At 70.2% G+C, this 21,262-nt stretch carries 20 protein-coding genes; 16 read left to right on the top strand and 4 right to left on the bottom strand.

Annotated elements, in window-relative coordinates:
- Positions 1–41: 41 nt before the first annotated feature.
- A complete protein-coding gene (locus ACZ6CZ_RS26405) occupies positions 42–1,070 on the bottom strand; it encodes a chitinase (RefSeq protein WP_469025780.1) in 1,029 nt (342 codons plus the stop codon).
- 391 nt (positions 1,071–1,461) lie between these two features.
- Between ACZ6CZ_RS26405 and ACZ6CZ_RS26400 the strand changes: the two genes are divergently transcribed.
- Genes ACZ6CZ_RS26400 through ACZ6CZ_RS26385 form a run of 4 tightly spaced genes read left to right on the top strand, consistent with a single transcriptional unit; the run spans position 1,462 to position 6,045 of the window.
- Positions 1,462–1,800 carry a hypothetical protein gene (locus ACZ6CZ_RS26400; RefSeq protein ID WP_469025778.1) on the top strand — a complete coding sequence of 113 codons (339 nt, stop codon included), beginning with the start codon at positions 1,462–1,464 and terminating at the stop codon, positions 1,798–1,800.
- A 19-nt stretch (positions 1,801–1,819) separates the two neighbouring features.
- The gene (locus ACZ6CZ_RS26395) at positions 1,820–4,096 is read left to right on the top strand and encodes a bifunctional polysaccharide deacetylase/glycosyltransferase family 2 protein (protein WP_469025775.1); all 2,277 of its coding nucleotides are present in this window, start codon (positions 1,820–1,822) and stop codon (positions 4,094–4,096) included.
- On the top strand, positions 4,093–5,319 hold the full coding sequence (locus ACZ6CZ_RS26390) for an acyltransferase family protein (RefSeq protein WP_469025772.1): 1,227 nt from the start codon (positions 4,093–4,095) through the stop codon (positions 5,317–5,319). Before ACZ6CZ_RS26395 ends, ACZ6CZ_RS26390 begins: the two co-directional genes overlap by 4 nt.
- Positions 5,320–5,349: 30 nt before the next feature.
- On the top strand, positions 5,350–6,045 hold the full coding sequence (locus tag ACZ6CZ_RS26385; protein ID WP_469025769.1) for a demethylmenaquinone methyltransferase: 696 nt from the start codon (positions 5,350–5,352) through the stop codon (positions 6,043–6,045).
- A gap of 33 nt (positions 6,046–6,078) precedes the next feature.
- On the opposite strand, the gene ACZ6CZ_RS26380 is transcribed toward ACZ6CZ_RS26385, so the two are convergent.
- Together ACZ6CZ_RS26380 and ACZ6CZ_RS26375 are read right to left on the bottom strand one after the other, a co-directional pair.
- On the bottom strand, positions 6,079–6,414 hold the full coding sequence (locus ACZ6CZ_RS26380; protein WP_469025767.1) for a PASTA domain-containing protein: 336 nt from the start codon (positions 6,412–6,414) through the stop codon (positions 6,079–6,081).
- 122 nt (positions 6,415–6,536) lie between these two features.
- Entirely contained in the window at positions 6,537–7,043 is a 507-nt protein-coding gene (locus ACZ6CZ_RS26375) for a GNAT family N-acetyltransferase (protein ID WP_469025764.1), read from the bottom strand.
- A gap of 98 nt (positions 7,044–7,141) precedes the next feature.
- Between ACZ6CZ_RS26375 and ACZ6CZ_RS26370 the strand changes: the two genes are divergently transcribed.
- A complete protein-coding gene (locus ACZ6CZ_RS26370; protein WP_469025761.1) occupies positions 7,142–8,425 on the top strand; it encodes a geranylgeranyl reductase family protein in 1,284 nt (427 codons plus the stop codon).
- Positions 8,426–8,803: 378 nt separating this feature from the next.
- On the opposite strand, the gene ACZ6CZ_RS26365 is transcribed toward ACZ6CZ_RS26370, so the two are convergent.
- Positions 8,804–9,634 carry a C40 family peptidase gene (locus tag ACZ6CZ_RS26365; protein WP_469025759.1) on the bottom strand — a complete coding sequence of 277 codons (831 nt, stop codon included), beginning with the start codon at positions 9,632–9,634 and terminating at the stop codon, positions 8,804–8,806.
- Positions 9,635–10,368: 734 nt separating this feature from the next.
- Between ACZ6CZ_RS26365 and ACZ6CZ_RS26360 the strand changes: the two genes are divergently transcribed.
- From ACZ6CZ_RS26360 to nuoK, 11 genes are read left to right on the top strand one after another with little or no spacing between them, the layout of a single operon-like run.
- On the top strand, positions 10,369–10,728 hold the full coding sequence (locus tag ACZ6CZ_RS26360) for an NADH-quinone oxidoreductase subunit A (RefSeq protein WP_007383963.1): 360 nt from the start codon (positions 10,369–10,371) through the stop codon (positions 10,726–10,728).
- 13 nt (positions 10,729–10,741) lie between these two features.
- A complete protein-coding gene (locus tag ACZ6CZ_RS26355) occupies positions 10,742–11,296 on the top strand; it encodes a NuoB/complex I 20 kDa subunit family protein (protein WP_007383964.1) in 555 nt (184 codons plus the stop codon).
- Complete coding sequence (locus ACZ6CZ_RS26350) at positions 11,293–12,084, top strand: NADH-quinone oxidoreductase subunit C (RefSeq protein ID WP_469025755.1); 792 nt, start codon at positions 11,293–11,295, stop codon at positions 12,082–12,084. The genes ACZ6CZ_RS26355 and ACZ6CZ_RS26350 overlap by 4 nt, the downstream gene beginning before the upstream one ends.
- Positions 12,081–13,403, top strand: a complete 1,323-nt coding sequence (locus ACZ6CZ_RS26345; RefSeq protein WP_469025753.1) for an NADH-quinone oxidoreductase subunit D — start codon at positions 12,081–12,083, stop codon at positions 13,401–13,403. Before ACZ6CZ_RS26350 ends, ACZ6CZ_RS26345 begins: the two co-directional genes overlap by 4 nt.
- Complete coding sequence (nuoE, locus tag ACZ6CZ_RS26340; protein ID WP_469025751.1) at positions 13,400–14,269, top strand: NADH-quinone oxidoreductase subunit NuoE; 870 nt, start codon at positions 13,400–13,402, stop codon at positions 14,267–14,269. Before ACZ6CZ_RS26345 ends, nuoE begins: the two co-directional genes overlap by 4 nt.
- Complete coding sequence (gene nuoF, locus ACZ6CZ_RS26335; protein WP_469025749.1) at positions 14,266–15,615, top strand: NADH-quinone oxidoreductase subunit NuoF; 1,350 nt, start codon at positions 14,266–14,268, stop codon at positions 15,613–15,615. Before nuoE ends, nuoF begins: the two co-directional genes overlap by 4 nt.
- The gene (locus ACZ6CZ_RS26330; RefSeq protein ID WP_469025746.1) at positions 15,612–18,116 is read left to right on the top strand and encodes an NADH-quinone oxidoreductase subunit G; all 2,505 of its coding nucleotides are present in this window, start codon (positions 15,612–15,614) and stop codon (positions 18,114–18,116) included. Before nuoF ends, ACZ6CZ_RS26330 begins: the two co-directional genes overlap by 4 nt.
- Positions 18,113–19,477, top strand: coding sequence for an NADH-quinone oxidoreductase subunit NuoH (gene nuoH / locus ACZ6CZ_RS26325; RefSeq protein WP_469025744.1), 1,365 nt, complete (start codon positions 18,113–18,115; stop codon positions 19,475–19,477). Before ACZ6CZ_RS26330 ends, nuoH begins: the two co-directional genes overlap by 4 nt.
- Positions 19,470–20,120, top strand: a complete 651-nt coding sequence (gene nuoI, locus ACZ6CZ_RS26320) for an NADH-quinone oxidoreductase subunit NuoI (protein ID WP_469025741.1) — start codon at positions 19,470–19,472, stop codon at positions 20,118–20,120. The genes nuoH and nuoI overlap by 8 nt, the downstream gene beginning before the upstream one ends.
- The gene (locus ACZ6CZ_RS26315) at positions 20,117–20,959 is read left to right on the top strand and encodes an NADH-quinone oxidoreductase subunit J (RefSeq protein ID WP_469025739.1); all 843 of its coding nucleotides are present in this window, start codon (positions 20,117–20,119) and stop codon (positions 20,957–20,959) included. Before nuoI ends, ACZ6CZ_RS26315 begins: the two co-directional genes overlap by 4 nt.
- Positions 20,956–21,255: an NADH-quinone oxidoreductase subunit NuoK gene (gene nuoK / locus ACZ6CZ_RS26310; RefSeq protein WP_073901863.1), complete on the top strand. Its 300-nt coding sequence runs from the start codon at positions 20,956–20,958 to the stop codon at positions 21,253–21,255. Before ACZ6CZ_RS26315 ends, nuoK begins: the two co-directional genes overlap by 4 nt.
- The last annotated feature ends 7 nt before the right edge of the window (positions 21,256–21,262 follow it).

Below are 21,262 nucleotides of genomic sequence, written 5' to 3'. Positions count from 1 at the left end.
CGATCCGTGGTCGGCCGATGCCGCCGGTGGGTGACGTCTCGTCAGCCCGCGAACACCTGGCCGAACGCCCCCGCCGACTGGCTCACCCCGCTGCAGTCGGTCGCCGCGTCGTCCCGCGTGGACTCGCCCTCCTCGCACTGCTGGTCGCGGAAGGCGGACCACATCGACACCCAGGCGATCTCCCGCTCCTCGGCGAACGCGCGCACCTGGGCGGCGTCGGACAGCGTGAACGTCTCGCCGGAGACGTCGTTGACGCCGAGCATCGAGGTGAGGGCCATGCCCCGCCAGGCGTCGCGGCTGGAGAGGCCGAATGCCTTCTCCAGCTGGGTGTGGGCGGCCTTGGCGGAGGCGAGGGCGTAGTCGCCCATGTCACCGGTGTAGGACTCGCCGTAGTTCATGGTCATGAGGTTCACCGTGGAGACCTGGACGTCGTACGTGTTCGCGGAGCGCAGCAGCGCGAGGCCGGCGGAGTCGAGCCCGGACGGCATCACCGGGAGGGTGAAGGACACGGTCAGGCCGGGCCGTTCCCGCTGGAGCAGGGCTATCGCCTCCGAACGCCGCGCGACCGACGCGGAGTCGGTCAGCTCGTCGCCCTCGATGTCGAAGTCGGCCTGGGCGGAACCGGCCGCGTCCAGCGCCCTGCCGTAGGCGGCGGCCAGCTCGGCGGCGCTGTCGCAGACGGCCGCCAGCTCCTTGCCGGACGCCCCGCCGAAGGAGACCCGGACGCCGGCGCCGTCCGCCTTCAGCGCGGAGACGCGGGCGGCCACCGAGGCGTCGGAGACGGCCTCGCTGCCGTTCCACTCGGGTACGCAGCCGCTGCCGTCGGAGATCACGAAGGCCAGGTTGTACGTCGTCGGGGAGCCCGCCGAGTCGTTCGCGGAGGCCTCGGTGGCGCTGACGTAGGGCGCGTACGAGGTGCTGCCCGCGTCGCCCGTGCCGGCCGTCCCCGGGGACGCCGAGGAGGTTGCGGGCGTGCTGCCAAAGGCGCCTCCGGAGCCGGCCGAGCAGCCCGTCACAGCGAGTGCAAACAGGCAGGTGAATCCGGCCGCCGGCTTGAGGAAACTCCGCATTGCCCGTGTACCCGCTCTCGTGATCTCTGTCTCAGGACGGAAAACAACGTGCGTTTCCCTGGCGGAAATGTCTCACACGCCGATGGGTTCCTCCCGGTCGGCCGGCGCACCGGTTACTCGCGAGTCAGGGGAGTCAAAGCGGTCATATCGGGTGGATGAATCGGCTATATCTGCCTTATCTCTCTCGGGGTGTCGGGACGCCACCGAGGGAATCTCACAGGGAGGCGACAGATTGCGGTACGTCTCATGGGCTGCTCATAAGAAGCCCAAAGCGATTGGCACATAAAGCCTCCCTAGCATCCGGGGAATGCAATCCGAACCCGCCATCGATACGCGCGCCGCAGGGCGTGGTCACCGCCGCAAACATGGCAACGGGTCCGTCGAAGGACCCGTGTTCGTCGACTCCTCCGGACGCCGCTCCAAGGTGCTGCGCCGGCTCGGCATGCTCCTCGGCGCCGTCTGCCTCACCTACGCGGGTGTGCTCGGCGCCGCCTTCATGGGCTGGGGCACCTCGGTCAACCCGTCCTCCCTGCTGCCGTTCGGCGGCACCCGCAGCGGCCAGGTCCCCGGCGGCTTCCAGCCACAGGGCGGCACCGGACGCCAGGTGGTCCTGCCCGGCGGCACCCCGGCGGCACCGTCTCCGTCGTCCTCGTCGCCGTCCCCCCTGTCGTCATCGTCCCCGTCAACGTCATCGTCAACGTCCGTGGCCGCTTCCGCGGCCGCCAACTGACCGGAGTCCAGGCGCAGTCATGACCTCCCCGACGCCCTCCCGCGGCCGCCGGCGCGCCCCCACCCGCATCGAGCGGGCGGCGGGCAGGGCCGCGGCGCTGCAGAAACCGCGTGTCATCCTCGCCCTGTTGCTCCTGCTGGCGCTGACCAGCGTGCTGCTGCTCGACGGCTATCTGCGCGCCGAGGTCGGCGGCGACGAACGGGTGCGCAGCGGCGCCGCCTCCGACGAGGTGCCGGACACGGTCCTGAACGGCGGCCCGATCCTCACCTTCCAGGGCGGCCGGGCGACCACCGTCTCCGTGCCCAGCAAGACCATCGCGCTCACCTTCGACGACGGCCCGAACCCGACCTGGACGCCCCAGGTCCTCGCCATCCTCCGGAAGTACGACGTGCCCGGCACGTTCTTCCTGGTCGGCTCGATGGTGTCGCGCTACCCGGGCATCGTGAAATCGCTGGTCCAGCAGGGCAACGAGGTGGGCATCCACACCTTCACGCACGTCGACCTGTCGTACCAGAGCGACGCCCGGGTCAAGCGGGAGATGACGCAGACCCAGCTGGCGCTCGCGGGGGCGGCCGGGATCACGACGACGCTGTTCCGGGCGCCGTACTCCTCGGAGACGGACGCCATCGACGACTACAGCTGGCCCGTCTACAAGAAGCTCGGCGCGGACGGCTACACCAGCGTCTTCGTCGACACCGACAGCGACGACTGGAAGAGGCCGGGCGTCTCGAAGATCGTCAAGTGGGCGACCCCGAAGGGCACCCAGGGTGCGTCGGTGCTCTTCCACGACGCCGGTGGCGAGCGCTCGCAGACCATCAAGGCGCTGCCGCAGTACATCAAGAAGATGAAGGCGAAGGGGTACACCTTCACCACCATCAGCGGCGTCATGCAGCAGCGGAACGCGACGGCCCGGACCGCCGAAGGTGGGCTGGGCAGCCAAGGCGGTCAGGGCGGCCAGGTCGGCGGGAGCGGTATCAGCCGGCTCCAGGCCGCGCACCGTACGGCCACCGGCACCACCCTCTACGAGGGCAAGGCCCTCATCATGGCCGTCGCCGTCGCCGAATGGACGCTCCCGGTGCTCTCGGTCGGCCTGATGGTCGTCGGCGTCGCCGTGATGGGCCGCTTCGGGATGATGGTGCTCCTCGCCCGGCGCCACCACAGACAGCGCAACAGGCGCCGCTTCAGCTGGGGGCCACCGGTCACCCGGCCGGTGAGCGTGATCGTCCCGGCGTACAACGAGAAGGAGTGCATCGCCAACACGCTCGCGTCGCTGGCGCAGAGCACTCACCCGATCGAGATCATCGTGGTCGACGACGGGTCCACGGACGGTACCTCCGGGATCGCGCGCGACGCGGCCGCGTCCCTCGGCATGCGCAACGTACGCGTCGTCCGGCAGGAGAACGCGGGCAAGCCGGCCGCCCTCAACAACGGCGTCCGCAGCGCCCGTCACGACATCGTCGTGATGATGGACGGCGACACCGTCTTCGAACCGGACGCCGTGCACCAGCTGGTGCAGCCGTTCGCCGACGCGCGGGTCGGCGCGGTGGCGGGCAACGCCAAGGTCGGCAACCGCGACACCGTCATCGGCGCCTGGCAGCACATCGAGTACGTGATGGGCTTCAACCTCGACCGGCGCATGTACGACCTGCTGCGCTGCATGCCCACCATCCCGGGCGCGATCGGCGCGTTCCGCCGGGACGCGGTGCTGGAGGTCGGCGGCATGAGCGAGGACACCCTCGCCGAGGACACCGACATCACCATCGCCATGCACCGCGCGGGCTGGCGGGTGGTCTACCAGGAGCACGCCAAGGCCTGGACGGAGGCGCCCGGTTCACTGAAGCAGCTGTGGTCCCAGCGCTACCGCTGGTCCTACGGCACCATGCAGGCCCTGTGGAAGCACCGCAAGTCGCTCACGGACACGGGTCCTTCGGGACGCTTCGGCCGCGTCGGCATGCCGCTGGTGGTCCTCTTCCAGATCGTCACGCCCGTCTTCGCCCCGCTCATCGACGTCTTCACCGTCTACTCGATGATCTTCGTCGACTTCCGGGCGGCCCTGCTGGCCTGGCTCGCGGTGCTGGGCCTCCAGCTGGCCTGCGCCGCCTACGCCTTCCGCCTGGACCGCGAGAAGTACCGGTACCTGCTGATGATGCCGCTCCAGCAGCTGGCCTACCGGCAGATGATGTACCTCGTCCTCATCCACTCCTGCATCACCGCCCTCACCGGCGGCCGCCTGCGCTGGCAGAAGCTGAAGCGCACCGGCGAGGTCGGCACCCCGGCGGGGGTGGGCGGCCGATGAGCTGGGAACAGCAGCAGGGGTACGGGGGTCAGCCGCCGTATCCGCAGGCTTCGTACGATCCGCACCAGCAGTACCCGCAGCCGTACGCCGGGCCCGGGCTGCCGCGGCCCGCGGAGTCGACGGCGCCGCTGCCGGTGGTGGTGGACGAGGCGCCCGCGGCCCCTGATCCCGGGGAGGTGGCGCCCCGCCCGGCCGGCCGGGACCGCTACTTCGACAGCCTGCGCGCGATCGCGCTCGTCCGCGTGGTCACGTACCACACCTTCGGCTGGGCCTGGTGCGGCCTGGTCTTCCCGTCCATGGGGATCATGTTCGGCCTGGCCGGCACCCTCATGGCCAAGTCGCTGGAGCGGCCCGCGCGGAAGGTCCTCAGGAGCCGGCTGCGGCGGCTGCTGCCGCCCTTCTGGTTCTGGGGGCTGTTCGTGGTGCTCGCGATGCTGATCCACGGCTGGATGCCGGGCTGGCAGATCGTCTTCTGGATCGTCCCGCTCGGCGACCCGCCCGGCAACGCCTGGGGCGCCCAGGCCTACGAGATCCTCTGGTACCTGCGGACCTACCTCTGGTTCGTCCTGCTCTCCCCGCTGCTGCTGCGGATCTTCCGGCTGGCCCCCGTCCCGGTGCTGCTGCTGTCGCTCGCGCCGGTGCTGGTGCTGAACTTCGTCTGGGCGGGCCCGGACAACCGGATGGGCACCGCCCTGTGGGACCTGTCGACGTACCTGTTCTGCTGGGTCCTCGGCTTCGCCCACCGCGACGGCGTGCTCCAGCGGACGCGGCCCGCCCTGGTGGCCCTGCTCTCGCTCGCCGCGCTCGGGTACGGCGGCTGGTACGCGTTCTCCCACCGGTCCGACTTCGGGACCTACGACCTCGACGAGAACCCGCTCGCCCAGGCCTTCTGGTCGGCCGGCTTCGTCATGCTGCTGATGTGGGCCAAGGCGTACTTCCGGATCGACTTCGCCCGGCTCACCCGGTTCCGCCTCCTGGACCGGACGGTCACCGTCTTCAACGCGCGCGCGGTGACGATCTACCTCTGGCACGAGATCGCGCTGATCCTGGCCGTCCCGCTGATCGACCGGTTCTGGGACGTGCCCGCCTTCGAGAGGTACCTGCCGCTGGAGAGCCAGTGGTTCATGTTCGGCATCGGCTGGCTGCTGATCGCCGCCTTCGTCCTGCTGTGCGGGTGGGTGGAGGACGTGGCCGGGAGGAAGAAGCCGAGGCTGCTGCCATGAGGTCGCACCCCCTGCTGCCACAATGGCCGGGTGACCCGCGCTTCCCTGAACAAGCAGCCGCACGAAGTCGCCTCGATGTTCGACGACGTGGCGGAACGGTACGACCTGACCAACGATGTGCTGTCGCTCGGCCAGGACCGGCGCTGGCGCAAGGAGGTCGCGAAGGCGGTCGACGCCCGCCCGGCGCAGAAGGTCCTGGACCTCGCCGCCGGCACCGGCACGTCCTCCCTGCCGTTCGCCCGGACCGGCGCCTACGTCGTCCCCTGCGACTTCTCCACCGGGATGCTCCAGGTCGGCAAGCGGAGGACCGCCTGGCTGCCGTTCACGGCGGGCGACGCGACGAAGCTGCCGTTCAAGGACGACACCTTCGACGCCGTGACCATCTCCTTCGGGCTGCGCAACGTCCAGGACACGGACTCGGCCCTGCGGGAGATGTACCGGGTGACCCGGCCCGGCGGCCGGGTGGTCATCTGCGAGTTCTCGCACCCGACGTGGGCGCCCTTCCGGACCGTCTACACCGAGTACCTGATGCGCGCCCTGCCGCCGGTCGCGCGCGCGGTCTCCTCCAACCCGGACGCGTACGTCTACCTCGCCGAGTCCATCCGCGCCTGGCCCGACCAGCCCGCCCTGGCCGAGCGCCTGCGCAAGGCCGGCTGGTCGAAGGTGGCCTGGCGGAACCTGACCGGCGGAGTCGTCGCCCTGCACCGGGGCTTCAAGGAGAGCTGAGCCGCCCGGGGCGGTCGCGCCCCGGCCGGCCTCTCACCGGACGAGCATCTGGAAGGCGCCGCCCGGCTCGCCCAGTTCGCGTCGCACTCCTCCCGAGGGCGGCCGCGGTGTGCGCGGCTCCCGCACGCCTCCACCGCCCTCGCCGTCACCGAAGTCGAACCACACGTACACCCTGGAGTCCGGCGGCACCTCGGCACCGGGCTGCGGGAACTGGCGTACGACGTAGTCGACGACCGTGTGACGGAAGTCGGGCCGGTCCGGCGCGTCGAGGACCAGGCCCCGGGTGCGGGCCGTCTCGCGCGCGTCCACGGCCATCAGACCGACCAGACGCGGGACGCGGACTTCGGGTGTCTTGGGTGTTATGCGCACAGATGTCACCCCCAGCGGTACTGGCAGGGTAACCCCGGCGAGAGGCCGCCGGAAGCGCCATGTGGCTTTCTGTGACAGTTAATTACTCTCTGTTGCTACCCCCTGCCGCGGCCCTCTGTCTGTCACAGCTCGAGCCGGTAGCAGTGCCCCTCCCGGTCCGGGTCGGAGGTCGTGAACGTCTCCGCGTGGCGCATCCCGAGCCGTCTCGCCACCGCGGCCGAGCGGGTGTTGCGCGCGTCCACCATCGCCACCACGCCCCGCACGTCCGCGGCCCGCAGCCTCTCCAGGGTCTGCCGGGCGGCCGCGGTGACGTAACCCCTGCCCCAGTGCGCCCGTCCGAGCCGCCAGCCGATCTCTATCTCGCCCACCGGCCCCCACTCGTGCTCCCAGGGCTGTGCTCCGGTGAACCCGACGACCTCACCCGCGTCGTCGAGGACCGACCACAGGCAGAAGCCCCGCTCGGCGTCGTGCCGGCGCTGGCGCGCGGTCAGCTCCTCGTAGACGGACAGCTCCGCCGCCCGGCCGCCGTGGAACTCCATGACCTCCGGGTCGGCGAAGACCCGGTGCCAGGCGAACGCGTCCTCGTGGGTGGGCACGCGCAGCCGCACTGCGGGGAGAGCTAGGTTCACGGGGCAGCCCTTCAGCCGGGTGATCAATTCTGCTGAATAGACTGCCCGTGTCCAGTGCCGGTCGGCACGTACATTTCGAACCTTGGGGAGAACCCGCCGTGACCGAGCCCCTCTCCGACAACTCCGCCGATGTGATCGTCGTCGGCGCGGGGCCAGCCGGCTCCACCACCGCGTACCACCTCGCCCGGGCCGGCCTCGACGTGCTCCTGCTGGAGAAGACCGAGTTCCCGCGCGAGAAGGTCTGCGGCGACGGCCTGACCCCGCGCGCCGTCAAGCAGCTCGTGGGGATGGGCATCGACATCTCCGAGGAGGCCGGCTGGCTGCGCAACAAGGGCCTCAGGATCATCGGCGGCGGCAACCGCCTCCAGCTGGACTGGCCGGATCTCGCCTCCTTCCCCGACTTCGGCCTCGTCCGCAAGCGCGACGACTTCGACGAGCAGCTCGCCCGCCAGGCCCAGAAGGCCGGCGCCCGCCTGTACGAGCGGTGCAACGTCTCCGGCCCGGTCGTCGACGACCGCACCGGCCGTATCACCGGCGTGACCGCCAAGCTGGGCGAGGACAAGCGCGAAGTCACCTTCCACGCGCCCCTGGTGGTCGCCGCCGACGGCAACTCCACCCGGCTCTCCCTCGCGATGGGCCTGCACCGCCGCGAGGACCGCCCGATGGGCGTCGCGGTCCGCACGTACTTCACCTCGCCCCGCCACGAGGACGACTACCTGGAGTCCTGGCTGGAACTGTGGGACCGCCGCGGCCCCCAGGACCGTCTGCTGCCCGGCTACGGCTGGATCTTCGGCATGGGCGACGGCACCTCCAACGTCGGCCTCGGCGTGCTGAACACCTCCGACTCCTTCAAGGAGCTGGACTGGCGCGAGGTGCTCAAGGCCTGGTGCGCCTCGATGCCGGCCGACTGGGGCTACACCCCGGAGAACATGACCGGGCCCATCCGCGGCGCCGCCCTGCCCATGGCCTTCAACCGCCAGCCGCACTACACCAAGGGCCTGCTGCTCGTCGGCGACGCCGGCGGCCTGGTGAACCCCTTCAACGGCGAGGGCATCGCCTACGCCATGGAGTCCGGCCAGCTCGCCGCCGACGTCATCGTCCAGGCCCACGCGCGCGCGACCCCGGCCCAGCGCGAGATCGCCCTCCAGCGCTACCCGCGCGTGCTGAAGGAGACCTACGGCGGCTACTACACGCTGGGCCGCGCCTTCGTGAAGCTCATCGGCAACCCCAAGGTCATGCAGATCGCGGCCCAGCGCGGCCTGACCCACCCGGTGCTGATGAAGTTCACCCTGAAGCTGCTGGCCAACCTGACCGACCCCACGGGCGGCGACGCCATGGACCGGATCATCAACGGCCTGACCAAGGTCACCCCGAAGGCCTGACCGCCTCCGGCGGCGCGAGCCGGGCCCTGGCGTCGGCTGCCGGGGCCCGGTGAGGGATGCCTCCGGGGTGCGGGGCCCGTCGCCGGCGGAGGATGCCGGGGTTCCGGAGGCCGGCCGGGCCTGCGGAGGCCGGCGGCGGGTGCCCGGCCCCGGGCCCGGTCGGCGGGCGCGGACGGCCGTCAGAAGCCCGCCAGGGGCCACCAGGAGCCCCGGGGAGCCACCAGGGACCGTGGGGCGGGCTCTGCCGCCGGGCGGGCGTCGGCGCCCCCTGCCTCCGACGCGGTCGGCCGGACCCGGCGCCGAGACCCCGGTGAAGACCCCGAAGGGCCGCTGCCCCCGAGCGGCTGCGGCCCTTCGCGCGTGTACGGCGGGTGGGGATCAGAGCACCCGCACGGCGCCGGTCGGCGGGTCGTAGGACAGCGGCTTCTCCGCGACGCCGGTGGAGGGGTTCTGCGCGCCGATGAACATGCCGTCGCCGACGTACACCGCCACGTGGTACGCGCTGCCCGCACTGCCCCAGTACAGGATGTCGCCCGGCTGCAGGGCGCTCAGCGACACCTGGGTGCCGGCGGTGGACTGGTCCTGGGAGACGCGCGGCAGGCTGATGCCGACCTGCTTGAAGGTGGTCTGCACGAGCCCGGAGCAGTCGTAGGCGGACGGGCCGGTGGCGCCCGAGACGTACGCCTTGCCGACCTGCGCCTTGAGGAAGGCGATGACCGACGCGGCCGAACCGGTGGCCGTGGAGGTGCTCGTGGACGTGCTCGCCGTGGTGCCGGCGTCCGCGGTGGTGGCCAGCGTGGTGCGCGCGGAGCTGCGGGACGCGTGGGCGGCGCGCGCCGCGGCGGCCTTGCGGGCGGCCTCCGCGGCCTTCTTCTTGGCCGCCTCGGCCTTCTGCTTCGCCTCGGCGAGGTCCGCCTTGGCCTGCTTCGCGGCCTTTGCGGCGGCCGCGTCACGCTCGGCCTGCAGCTCGTAGTTGGCGGCGGCCTGCTGCGTGGCGTCGGCGGACCGGGCGACCTGAGTGGCCACGTCGGCCGTCAGGGTGGGCAGTTCCAGGGTCTGCGTCACCGGCTCGGCCGCGTTGGCCGCACCGGACGCCCCGGCGACTGCCAGGGTGCTGAGGACGCCACCGGCAACTCCGGCCCGCATCGCGATGGTCGACGCGCTGCGGCGGGGCTTCCGGTGGCTGCGTATGTGAGCGGTGTGGGACATGAGACCAACCGGTATCAGGGGCTCCTTCATATCTTCAAGAAACGTGTGCTGCGCCACAGTTGTTCAATCGGGGCCCAGAATGCCGGGCGTGTCGCTCTTTATTGACGCCGTAACGGACATTGCGGGCACCGCCGAACAGGCCCATGATCATGGGTTTTCATGATTACGTCCGAATTGCCCCGCGCTTACCACTGGTTGGGTTCGGTGGCCAAGCCCCCTTCTCAGACGGCTCTCATGGATGTGGTGGAGGTCACGGAACGATTACCGGAAGGGGCGCGTCACGCGCGCTCCGGACTTCGTGAACGCGTGCACGCGTCCACACCCCGTTTCCCGCGTCCCCCTGACGTGTGAACGCCGGCCTCTATCAAGGACCGGGGTCCAGCACCACTTTGCATGCAGGGGACATCTCTTGATATGGAGACGCCCCCTCGGACCTGCGGCGACGAGCGGAAATGTCACTTCTCGTGATCACCTGAACGCTTCACGTGCGAAGATCACCGCTCATCCGACTTCATGATCCTTCGTCAGGTGGTGGAGATCACAAAGCTTGTGCAATACCCCGTGTCGCAGATCACAGAGCGGCAGGCATAAGATGCGAGGCAGTTGGGCTTGTGACCTGCTTCACATGTTCGCGATCTTCGTCCGGGACGAGCGGGGTCACCGCGACCGGTGAGGCGGATGCGAGCCCGACGCAACCGCCAGCAGTCAGCGCCGACTGAGAGGAGCGAGGAGCGGTGAACGCGTATGCGCCCATCCTCGTACTGGGAGCCCTCGGGGCAGGCTTTGCGATCTTCTCCGTGGTCATGGCCACGCTGATCGGTCCGAAGCGGTACAACCGCGCCAAGCTCGAAGCCTACGAGTGCGGCATCGAGCCGACCCCCACGCCGGCCGGCGGCGGGCGCTTCCCCATCAAGTACTACCTGACGGCGATGCTCTTCATCGTCTTCGACATCGAGATCGTCTTCCTCTACCCCTGGGCCGTCACCTTCGACGCCCTGGGTGTTTTCGGGCTCGTGGAGATGCTGCTCTTCGTGCTCACCGTCTTCGTCGCCTACGCGTACGTATGGCGGCGCGGCGGCCTGGAATGGGACTGAGGGGCCTAACGACATGGGACTCGAAGAAAAACTGCCGAGCGGTTTCCTGCTGACCACCGTCGAGCAGGCGGCGGGCTGGGTGCGCAAGGCGTCCGTCTTCCCCGCCACGTTCGGCCTGGCCTGCTGCGCCATCGAGATGATGACCACCGGTGCCGGCCGCTACGACCTGGCCCGCTTCGGCATGGAGGTCTTCCGCGGCTCACCGCGCCAGGCCGACCTGATGATCGTCGCCGGCCGGGTCAGCCAGAAGATGGCGCCGGTGCTCCGGCAGGTCTACGACCAGATGCCCAACCCGAAGTGGGTGATCTCCATGGGCGTCTGCGCCTCCTCGGGCGGCATGTTCAACAACTACGCGATCGTCCAGGGCGTCGACCACATCGTCCCGGTCGACATCTATCTCCCCGGCTGCCCGCCCCGGCCCGAGATGCTGATGGACGCGATCCTCAAGCTCCACCAGAAGATCCAGTCCTCCAAGCTCGGCGTGAACGCCGAGGAAGCGGCCCGCGAGGCGGAGGAGGCGGCGCTCAAGGCCCTGCCCACGATCGAGATGAAGGGGCTGCTGCGGTGAGCGACGCGAACGGCACCCACGGCGCGAACGGCACCCACGGCGCGAACGGCGCCGACGGCTCCGCGAACGGGCCGAACCCCGCCAAGGACCTGTCCGCCGAGAACCTCCCCGGCCAGCGCGGCCAGGGCGGTGAGGAGATCCGCCTCCAGCGCGGCATGTTCGGCGCCGCCCGCGGCGGCGACACCTCCGGCTACGGCGGCCTGGTCCGCTCGGTCCGCCTCCCGGGCCCGGCGAGCCGCCCCTACGGCGGATGGTTCGACGAGGTCGCCGACGAACTGGAGGGGGCCCTGGAGGAACAGGGCCTGCTGCCGGACAACGCCATCGAGAAGACGGTCGTCGACCGCGGCGAGATCACCTTCCACGTCGAGCGCGAGCACCTGCTCCGCGTCGCCCGGACCCTGCGCGACGACCCGGCCCTGCGCTTCGAGCTGTGCACCGGCGTCAGCGGCGTGCACTACCCGCACGACAAAGGCCGCGAGCTGCACGCCGTCTACCACCTGCGCTCGATCACCCACAACCGGCTGATCCGCCTCGAGGTCAGCGCCCCCGACAGCGACCCGCGCATCCCGTCCCTGGTCCCGGTCTACCCGACCAACGACTGGCACGAGCGCGAGACCTACGACTTCTTCGGGATCGTCTTCGACGGTCACCCGGCCCTGACCCGGATCATGATGCCCGACGACTGGCCAGGCCACCCGCAGCGCAAGGACTACCCCCTCGGCGGCATCCCCGTCGAGTACAAGGGCGCCCAGATCCCGGCTCCGGACCAGCGGAGGTCGTACTCGTGAGCACTTCGCACGCCTCCCCGCGGGAGACCACGGAAGGCACCGTCTACACGGTCACCGGCGGCGACTGGGACGAGGTCGTCCAGTCCGCGGCCCGGGCCGACGACGAGCGCATCGTCGTCAACATGGGTCCCCAGCACCCGTCCACCCACGGAGTGCTCCGGCTCATCCTGGAGATCGAGGGCGAGACCGTCACCGAGGCCCGCTGCGGCATCGGCTACCTGCACACCGGCATCGAGAAGAACCTCGAGTACCGCACGTGGACGCAGGGCACCACCTTCGTCACGCGCATGGACTACCTGACGTCCTTCTTCAACGAGACCGGCTACTGCCTCGCCGTGGAGAAGCTCCTCGGCATCGAGGACCAGATCACCGAGCGAGCCAAGATCATCCGGGTGCTCCTGATGGAGCTGAACCGGATGTCCTCGCACCTGGTGTGCATCGCCACCGGCGGCATGGAACTCGGCGCCACCACGATCATGATCTACGGGTTCCGCGACCGGGAGATGATCCTCGACCTCTACGAGCTGATCACCGGCCTGCGGATGAACCACGCGTACATCCGCCCCGGCGGACTCGCGCAGGACCTGCCGCCCGGCGCGGTGGACCAGATCCGCGAGTTCGTGAAGAAGATGAAGAAGAACCTCCCGGAGTACGACAAGCTCGCCACCGGGAACCCCATCTTCAAGGCCCGTATGCAGGACATCGGCCACCTCGACCTGGCCGGCTGCATGGCCCTCGGCGCCACCGGCCCGATCCTGCGCTCCACCGGCCTGCCGCACGACCTGCGCAAGACGCAGCCCTACTGCGACTACGAGACGTACGACTTCGAGGTCCCGACCGCCGACTCCTGCGACGCCTACGGCCGCTTCCTGGTCCGCCTCGAGGAGATGCGCCAGTCGCTGCTGATCGTCGAGCAGTGCCTGGACCGGCTCCAGCCCGGCCCGGTCATGGTCGCCGACAAGAAGATCGCCTGGCCCGCCCAGCTCGCCCTGGGACCGGACGGCCTGGGCAACTCCCTCGACCACATCAAGAAGATCATGGGTACCTCCATGGAGGCCCTGATCCACCACTTCAAGCTGGTCACCGAGGGCTTCCGGGTACCGCCGGGACAGGCCTACGCGGCCGTCGAGTCACCCAAGGGCGAACTCGGGGTGCACGCCGTGTCCGACGGCGGCACGCGCCCCTACCGGGTCCACTTCCGCGACCCGTCCTTCACCAACCTGCAGGCGATGGCGGCGATGTGCGAAGGCGGCCAGGTCGCCGACGTGATCGTCGCCGTCGCGTCCATCGACCCCGTGATGGGAGGCGTCGACCGGTGACCACCAGTTCCTCGGAGCGGGGCGTCAGCCTGGGCATGCCCGGACTGCCCGCACCCGCCTACCCGGACGACGTCCGAGCCCGGCTGGAGACGGACGCGCGCGAGGTCATCGCCCGCTACCCCGACTCCCGCTCCGCCCTGCTGCCGTTGCTGCACCTGGTGCAGTCGGAGGAGGGGCATGTCACCCGCACCGGGATGCAGTTCTGCGCGGAGGTGCTGAACCTGACCACGGCCGAGGTCACCGCGGTCGCCACCTTCTACACCATGTACCGGCGCAGGCCTTCCGGTGACTACCAGGTGGGCGTGTGCACCAACACGCTGTGCGCGGTGATGGGCGGCGACGCCATCTTCGAGACCCTCCAGGAGCACCTGGGCGTCGGCAACGGCGAGACCACCGACGACGGCAAGGTCACCCTGGAGCACATCGAGTGCAACGCGGCCTGCGACTTCGCACCGGTCGTGATGGTGAACTGGGAGTTCTTCGACAACCAGACCCCGGCCAGCGCCAAGCGCCTGGTCGACGACCTGCGCGCGGGACAGCCGGTGGAGCCCACCCGCGGCGCCCGGCTGTGCACCTTCAAGGAGACCGCGCGGATTCTGGCCGGCTTCCCCGACGAGCGGCCCGGGGCCGTCGAGGAGGGCGGCAGTGCGGGACCCGCTTCGCTGGTGGGCCTTCGCCTGGCAAGGGGAGAGGCCGCACCCGCGCGCGTGGTCCATCCGCGCGACGGCGGTCCGCACGACGAACCGCAGGACCGGGTGCACGAGCCGTCGCCGACCGAGCACCTCAGTTCTCATGACGCGCCGCAGGAGACTTCGGCCTCCGACCCGGCCCACCCCGCGGGGCCGACCGCCGAGGAGGGTGAGTGATGAGCGTGGCTGCCGAACTCAAGGACACCAGTCCCGAAAAGCTGCTCGCACCCGTGCTGTCGGCCTTCTGGGACGAGGACCGGTCCTGGACGCTGGACGTCTACCGAAGGCACGAAGGGTACGAGGGGCTCCGCAAGGCGCTCGCCATGTCGCCGGACGACCTGATCGCGTACGTCAAGGACTCCGGTCTGCGCGGGCGTGGCGGCGCTGGATTCCCGACGGGAATGAAATGGCAGTTCATTCCCCAAGGAGATGGAAAACCGCACTATCTAGTTGTCAACGCCGACGAATCGGAGCCCGGGACCTGCAAGGACATCCCGCTCCTCTTCGCGAACCCGCACAGCCTCATCGAGGGCATCGTGATCGCGTGCTATGCCATCCGGTCGTCTCATGCGTTCATCTATCTGCGGGGTGAGGTCGTCCCCGTCCTGCGGCGGTTGCACTCGGCCGTGCGCGAGGCCTACGAGGCGGGCTACCTCGGCGAGAACATCCTGGGCAGCGGGCTCGACCTGGACCTCACCGTGCACGCCGGCGCCGGCGCGTACATCTGCGGTGAGGAGACCGCCCTGCTCGACTCGCTCGAAGGCCGCCGCGGGCAACCGCGGCTCCGTCCCCCCTTCCCTGCGGTGGAAGGCCTTTATGCCTGTCCCACTGTCGTGAACAACGTCGAGTCGATCGCGTCGGTTCCCGCCATTCTGAACAACGGCAAAGAATGGTTCCGGTCGATGGGGAGCGAGAAGTCGCCCGGCTTCACGCTCTACTCCCTCAGCGGTCACGTCGCGAGCCCCGGCCAGTACGAGGCGCCGCTCGGCATCACCCTGCGCCAGCTCCTCGACATGAGCGGCGGAATGCGCCCCGGACACCGGCTGAAGTTCTGGACGCCGGGCGGCTCCTCGACGCCGATGTTCACCGCCGAGCACCTCGACGTCCCGCTGGACTACGAGGGGGTGGGCGCCGCGGGCTCCATGCTCGGCACCAAGGCCTTGCAGTGCTTCGACGAGACCACCTGCGTCGTGCGCGCCGTCACCCGCTGGACGGAGTTCTACGCCCACGAGTCCTGCGGCAAGTGCACCCCCTGCCGCGAAGGCACCTACTGGCTGGTGCAGCTGCTGCGGGACATCGAGGCCGGCAAGGGCGTGCTGTCCGACCTCGACAAGCTGAACGACATCGCCGACAACATCAACGGCAAGTCCTTCTGCGCCCTCGGCGACGGTGCCGCCTCACCGATCTTCTCCTCGCTGAAGTACTTCCGCGAGGAGTACGAGCAGCACATCACGGGCCGGGGCTGCCCCTTCGACCCGGCCAAGTCGACTGCCTGGGCGGACCGCCCGGAGGTGAACGCATGACCGTGACCACCAACGCCCCCTCGGGAGGGGGAGAGGCGGCGGTCCCATCCGAGGACCTCGTCACGCTGAGCATCGACGGCGCCGAGATCAGCGTGCCCAAGGGCACCCTGGTCATCCGGGCCGCCGAACAGCTCGGCATCGAGATCCCGCGCTTCTGCGACCACCCCCTCCTCGACCCGGCCGGTGCCTGCCGCCAGTGCATCGTCGAGGTCGAGGGCCAGCGCAAGCCGATGGCGTCCTGCACGATCACCTGCACGGACGGCATGGTCGTCAAGACCCACCTCACCTCGCCGGTGGCGGAGAAGGCCCAGCACGGGGTGATGGAGCTGCTGCTCATCAACCACCCGCTGGACTGCCCCGTCTGCGACAAGGGAGGCGAGTGCCCGCTGCAGAACCAGGCGATGTCCCACGGCAACGCGGAAAGCCGGTTCGAGGGCAGGAAGCGCACCTACGAGAAGCCGGTGCCCATCTCCACCCAGGTACTGCTGGACCGTGAGCGCTGCGTGCTGTGCGCCCGCTGCACCCGCTTCTCCAACCAGGTCGCGGGCGACCCGATGATCGAGCTGGTCGAGCGCGGCGCGCTGCAGCAGGTCGGCACCGGCGAGGGCGACCCGTTCGAGTCGTACTTCTCCGGCAACACCATCCAGATCTGCCCGGTCGGCGCGCTCACCTCGGCGGCCTACCGGTTCCGCTCCCGCCCCTTCGACCTGATCTCCTCGCCGTCGGTGTGCGAGCACTGCGCGGGCGGCTGCGCCACCCGTACCGACCACCGGCGCGGCAAGGTCATGCGGCGCCTGGCGGCCGACGACCCCGAGGTCAACGAGGAGTGGATCTGCGACAAGGGCCGCTTCGCGTTCCGCTACGCGCAGCAGCGCGACCGGCTCGACGTACCGCTGGTGCGCAACGCCGACGGAGTGCTGGAGCCCGCGTCCTGGCCGGAGGCGCTGGAGGCGGCGGCGCGCGGCCTGAGCGCGGCCCGCTCCCGGGCCGGCGTCCTCACCGGCGGCCGGCTGACCATCGAGGACGCGTACGCCTACAGCAAGTTCGCGCGCGTGGCCCTCGACACCAACGACATCGACTTCCGTGCGCGCGTGCACAGCGGCGAGGAGGCCGACTTCCTGGCCGCCCAGGTGGCCGGCCGCGGCCGGGACCTCGACGGCACGGGCGTCACGTACACGGCCCTGGAGCAGGCGCCTGCCGTACTGCTGGTCGGGTTCGAGTCGGAGGAGGAGGCGCCCGGCGTCTTCCTGCGGCTGCGCAAGGCCTGGCGCAAGCGCAAGCAGCGGGTGTTCGCACTGGCCACGCACGCCACCCGCGGCCTGGAGAAGGCGGGCGGCACGCTGCTGCCGGCCGCTCCGGGCACCGAGACGGAGTGGCTGGACGCCTTGGCCGGCGGTGTCGGCCTGGAGGAGACCGGCGCGCTGGCCGCCGAGGCCCTGCGCGCCGAGGGCGCGGTACTCGTCGTCGGCGAGCGGCTGGCCGCGGTCGCCGGCGGCCTCACCGCCGCCGTACGCTTCGCCGCCGCCACCGGGGCCCGGCTGGTGTGGATCCCGCGGCGGGCGGGGGAGCGCGGCGCGATCGAGGCGGGCGCACTGCCGGCGCTGCTGCCGGGCGGCCGCCCGGCGACCGACCCGCGTGCGCGGGAGGAGGTGGCCGCCGTCTGGGGGCTCGCCGAACTCCCGGCGCGCTACGGCCGCGACACCAGCCAGATCGTCGAGGCCGCCGCCTCCGGTGAGCTGTCGGCGCTGCTGGTCGCGGGCGTGGAGGTCGCCGACCTGCCGGACCCGGCACGCGCGCGTGAGGCGCTCGGCGCCGTCGGCTTCCTGGTGTCGCTGGAACTGCGGCCCAGCGAGGTCACCGAGCACGCCGACGTCGTCCTGCCGGTGGCCGCGGTCGCCGAGAAGGCGGGCACCTTCCTCAACTGGGAGGGTCGTGTCCGCTTCTTCGAGGCCGCCCTCAAGCCCGACCAGATGACCCGCCGCCTGGCACCGACCGACGCGCGGGTGCTGCAGATGCTGGCCGACGCCATGGACGTCCACCTGGGCCTGCCGGATCTGCGCACCACGCGCGCGGAGCTGGACCGGCTCGGCGCCTGGGACGGCCCGCGGGCCTCAGCGCCGCAGGAGACGGCCGCACCGCTGCCCCGCCCGGCCGCCGGGGAGGCCGTCCTCGCCGGCCACCGGCTGCTGCTCGACCAGGGCGTGCTCCAGCAGGGCGACGAGGCGCTCGCCGGAACCCGGCACGCGGCACGCGCGCGCGTGTCGGCCGCGACGGCCGCCGAGGCGGGCGTCGCCGACGGCGAGGTCCTCACCGTCACCGGCCCCGAAGGCACGATCGGGCTGCCGCTTCAGGTCACCGAGATGCCCGACCGGGTGGTCTGGCTGCCGCTGAACTCCGCCGGCGCCGGCATCGCCTCCGACACCGGGGCGCGACCCGGCTCCCTCGTCCGCATCGGCCCGGCGGCAGTCGCCGAAGAGGCACCCAAGGAGGTGGAGGCATGAGCGCGTACCTCGCGGTCGAAGACCTCTCGATGTTCGGCCGCGACCCCTGGTGGCTGGTTGTGGTCAAGGCCGTCTTCTGCTTCGCCTTCCTGATGCTGACCGTGCTGTTCTCCATCGTCTGGGAGCGCAAGGTCGTTGCCTGGATGCAGCTGCGCATCGGCCCCAACCGGCACGGCCCCTGGGGCATGCTCCAGTCGCTCGCCGACGGCATGAAGCTGATGCTCAAGGAAGATGTCATCGTCAAGCGCGCGGACAAGGTGGTGTACGTCCTCGCGCCGATCGTCGCCGCCATCCCGGCGTTCATGGCGATCGCGGTGATCCCGTTCGGCCCGGCCGACGACGAAGTCTCGATCTTCGGTCAGCGCACGGCGATGCAGCTGACCGACCTGCCGATCGCGATGCTCTACATCCTGGCGGTCGCCTCGGTGGGCATCTACGGCATCGTGCTGGCGGGTTGGAGTTCTGGATCCACCTACCCGCTGCTCGGCGGTCTGCGCTCGTGCGCGCAGATGATCTCGTACGAGATCGCCATGGGCGCCGCCTTCGCCTCCGTGTTCCTCTACTCGGGCTCGATGTCGACGTCGACGATCGTCGAGCAGCAGCAGGGCCGCTGGTACATCCTGCTGCTGCCGGTCTCCTTCATCCTCTACATCGTCACGATGGTCGGCGAGACCAACCGCGCCCCCTTCGACATGCCCGAGTCCGAGGGCGACCTGGTCGGCGGTTTCAACACCGAGTACTCGTCGATCAAGTTCGCGATGTTCATGCTCGCCGAGTACGTGAACATGGTGACGGTCTCCGCCGTGTCGACGACGCTCTTCCTCGGCGGCTGGCGGGCCCCGTGGCCCATCAGCGCCTTCTGGGAGGGCGCGAACCACGGCTGGTGGCCGCTGCTGTGGTTCGTCATCAAGGTCCAGCTGCTGCTGTTCTTCTTCATCTGGCTGCGCGGCACGCTCCCGCGCGTCCGCTACGACCAGCTGATGAAACTCGGCTGGAAGGTCCTCATCCCGGTCTCCGTGACCTGGCTGATGCTCGTCGCCACGGTGCGGACCCTGCGGAACGAGAACTACGACTTCGCCGATGTCGCCCTGTACGTCGGCGGCGGCGTCCTCGCACTGCTGCTGCTGTCCTTCGTGGTCGACATCTTCCGCGACAAGGGCAGGACGGCCGAGCAGCCCGCCGCCGAGCCCGCCGGGTTCGACGCGATGGCCGGCGGATTCCCCGTGCCGCCGCTGCCCGGACAGGAGCTGCCGCCGGTGCCCCGGCGCCGTTCGCGCCGCGAGCGGGAGCTGATTGTCAGTGGCGGGACGGACACTGTCAGTGACGGATCTTCGGATGGAAAGGAGGCGTCCGATGACTGAGGAGTCCGCGGACGCGGGGCAGTCGAAACCCGGCTTCCAGAACCCCGTGGCCGGCTTCGGCGTGACCTTCAAGGCCATGTTCAAGAAGCGGCTGACCGAGCAGTACCCGGAGCAGAAGAAGACCACGGCTCCGCGGTTCCACGGACGGCACCAGCTCAACCGCCATCCGGACGGCCTGGAGAAGTGCGTCGGCTGCGAGCTGTGCGCCTGGGCCTGCCCCGCCGACGCCATCTACGTGGAAGGCGCCGACAACACCGACGAGGAGCGCTACTCGCCGGGCGAGCGCTACGGCCGCGTCTACCAGATCAACTACGCCCGCTGCATCCTGTGCGGGCTGTGCATCGAGGCGTGCCCCACGCGCGCGCTGACGATGACCAACGAGTTCGAGCTGGCGGACTCCAGCCGCGCCAACCTCATCTACACCAAGGAGCAGCTGCTCGCCGGCCTCGACGAGGGCATGGTCGACACGCCCCACTCGATCTTCCCGGGGACGGACGAACAGGACTACTACCGCGGGCTGGTCACGGAGGCCGCGCCGGGCACCGTACGGCAGGTCGCCGTCTCCCGGGGCGAGGTGCCGCAGGAGGCCGACTCCACGTTCGGCCCCGACGAACCGGCGTCGGAGAAGGTGATCGGCCGATGACCGCGCAGCTCGCCGCCTACTCCACCTCCACCGGAGAGGCCTTCCAGTTCTGGGTGCTCGGCACCGTCGCGGTGATCGGGGCCCTGTGCACCGTCTTCATGCGCAAGGCCGTCCACAGCGCGCTCTGTCTCGCCGGCACGATGATCGTCCTGGCGGTGTTCTACCTCGCCAACGGCGCCTACTTCCTGGGCATCGTGCAGGTCGTCGTCTACACCGGCGCGATCATGATGCTGTTCCTGTTCGTGGTGATGCTCGTCGGCGTGACGGCCGCGGACTCGCTGAAGGAGACCATCAAGGGCCAGCGCTGGCTGGCCCTGCTGTGCGGCACCGGGTTCGGCGTCCTGCTGCTGGCCGGCATCGCCAACGCCTCCCTGACACAGTTCGACGGCATCGGCCAGGCGAACGCGAACGGCAACGTGGAGGGCCTCGCCACCCTCATCTTCACCAAGTACGTCTTCGCCTTCGAGATCACCGGTGCCCTGCTCATCACGGCCGCCGTGGGCGCCATGGTGCTCACTCACCGCGAGCGCACCGAGCGCCCCAAGACCCAGCGCGAACTCGCCGAGCAGCGCGTCCGCGAGGGCAAGCACCTGCCGCCGCTGCCCGCGCCCGGCGTCTACGCCCGGCACAACGCCGTGGACATCGCGGGCCTGCTGCCCGACGGCACCCCCTCCGAGCTGACGGTCAGCAAGACGCTGCGCGACCGCGGCCAGATCCGGGACGTGTCCGCGGAGGCGCTCAACGACCTGCGGGCCCTGGAGCGGCGGGCCGAGGAGCGCCTGGAGCGCACCGCGATCGAGCCGACGACGTTCAAGCGGCCTGAGGAGGCGTCGAAGTGAACCCCGTCAACTACCTCTACCTCGCCGCACTGCTGTTCACCATCGGCGCGACCGGCGTGCTCATCAGGCGCAACGCGATCGTCGTGTTCATGTGCATCGAGCTGATGCTCAACGCCTGCAACCTCGCGTTCGTCGTCTTCTCCCGGATGCACGGCAATCTCGACGGCCAGATCATCGCCTTCTTCACGATGGTCGTCGCCGCCGCGGAGGTCGTGGTGGGCCTGGCGATCATCGTGTCGCTGTTCCGTACCCGCCACTCGGCCTCGGTCGACGACGCCAGCCTGATGAAGCTGTAAGGGGTCG

The sequence above is a fragment of the Streptomyces sp. NPDC041135 genome (genome assembly GCF_055592085.1).
The sequence above is the reverse complement of the archived record's forward strand: the minus strand, read 5'-3'. Positions and strand labels throughout refer to the sequence as shown.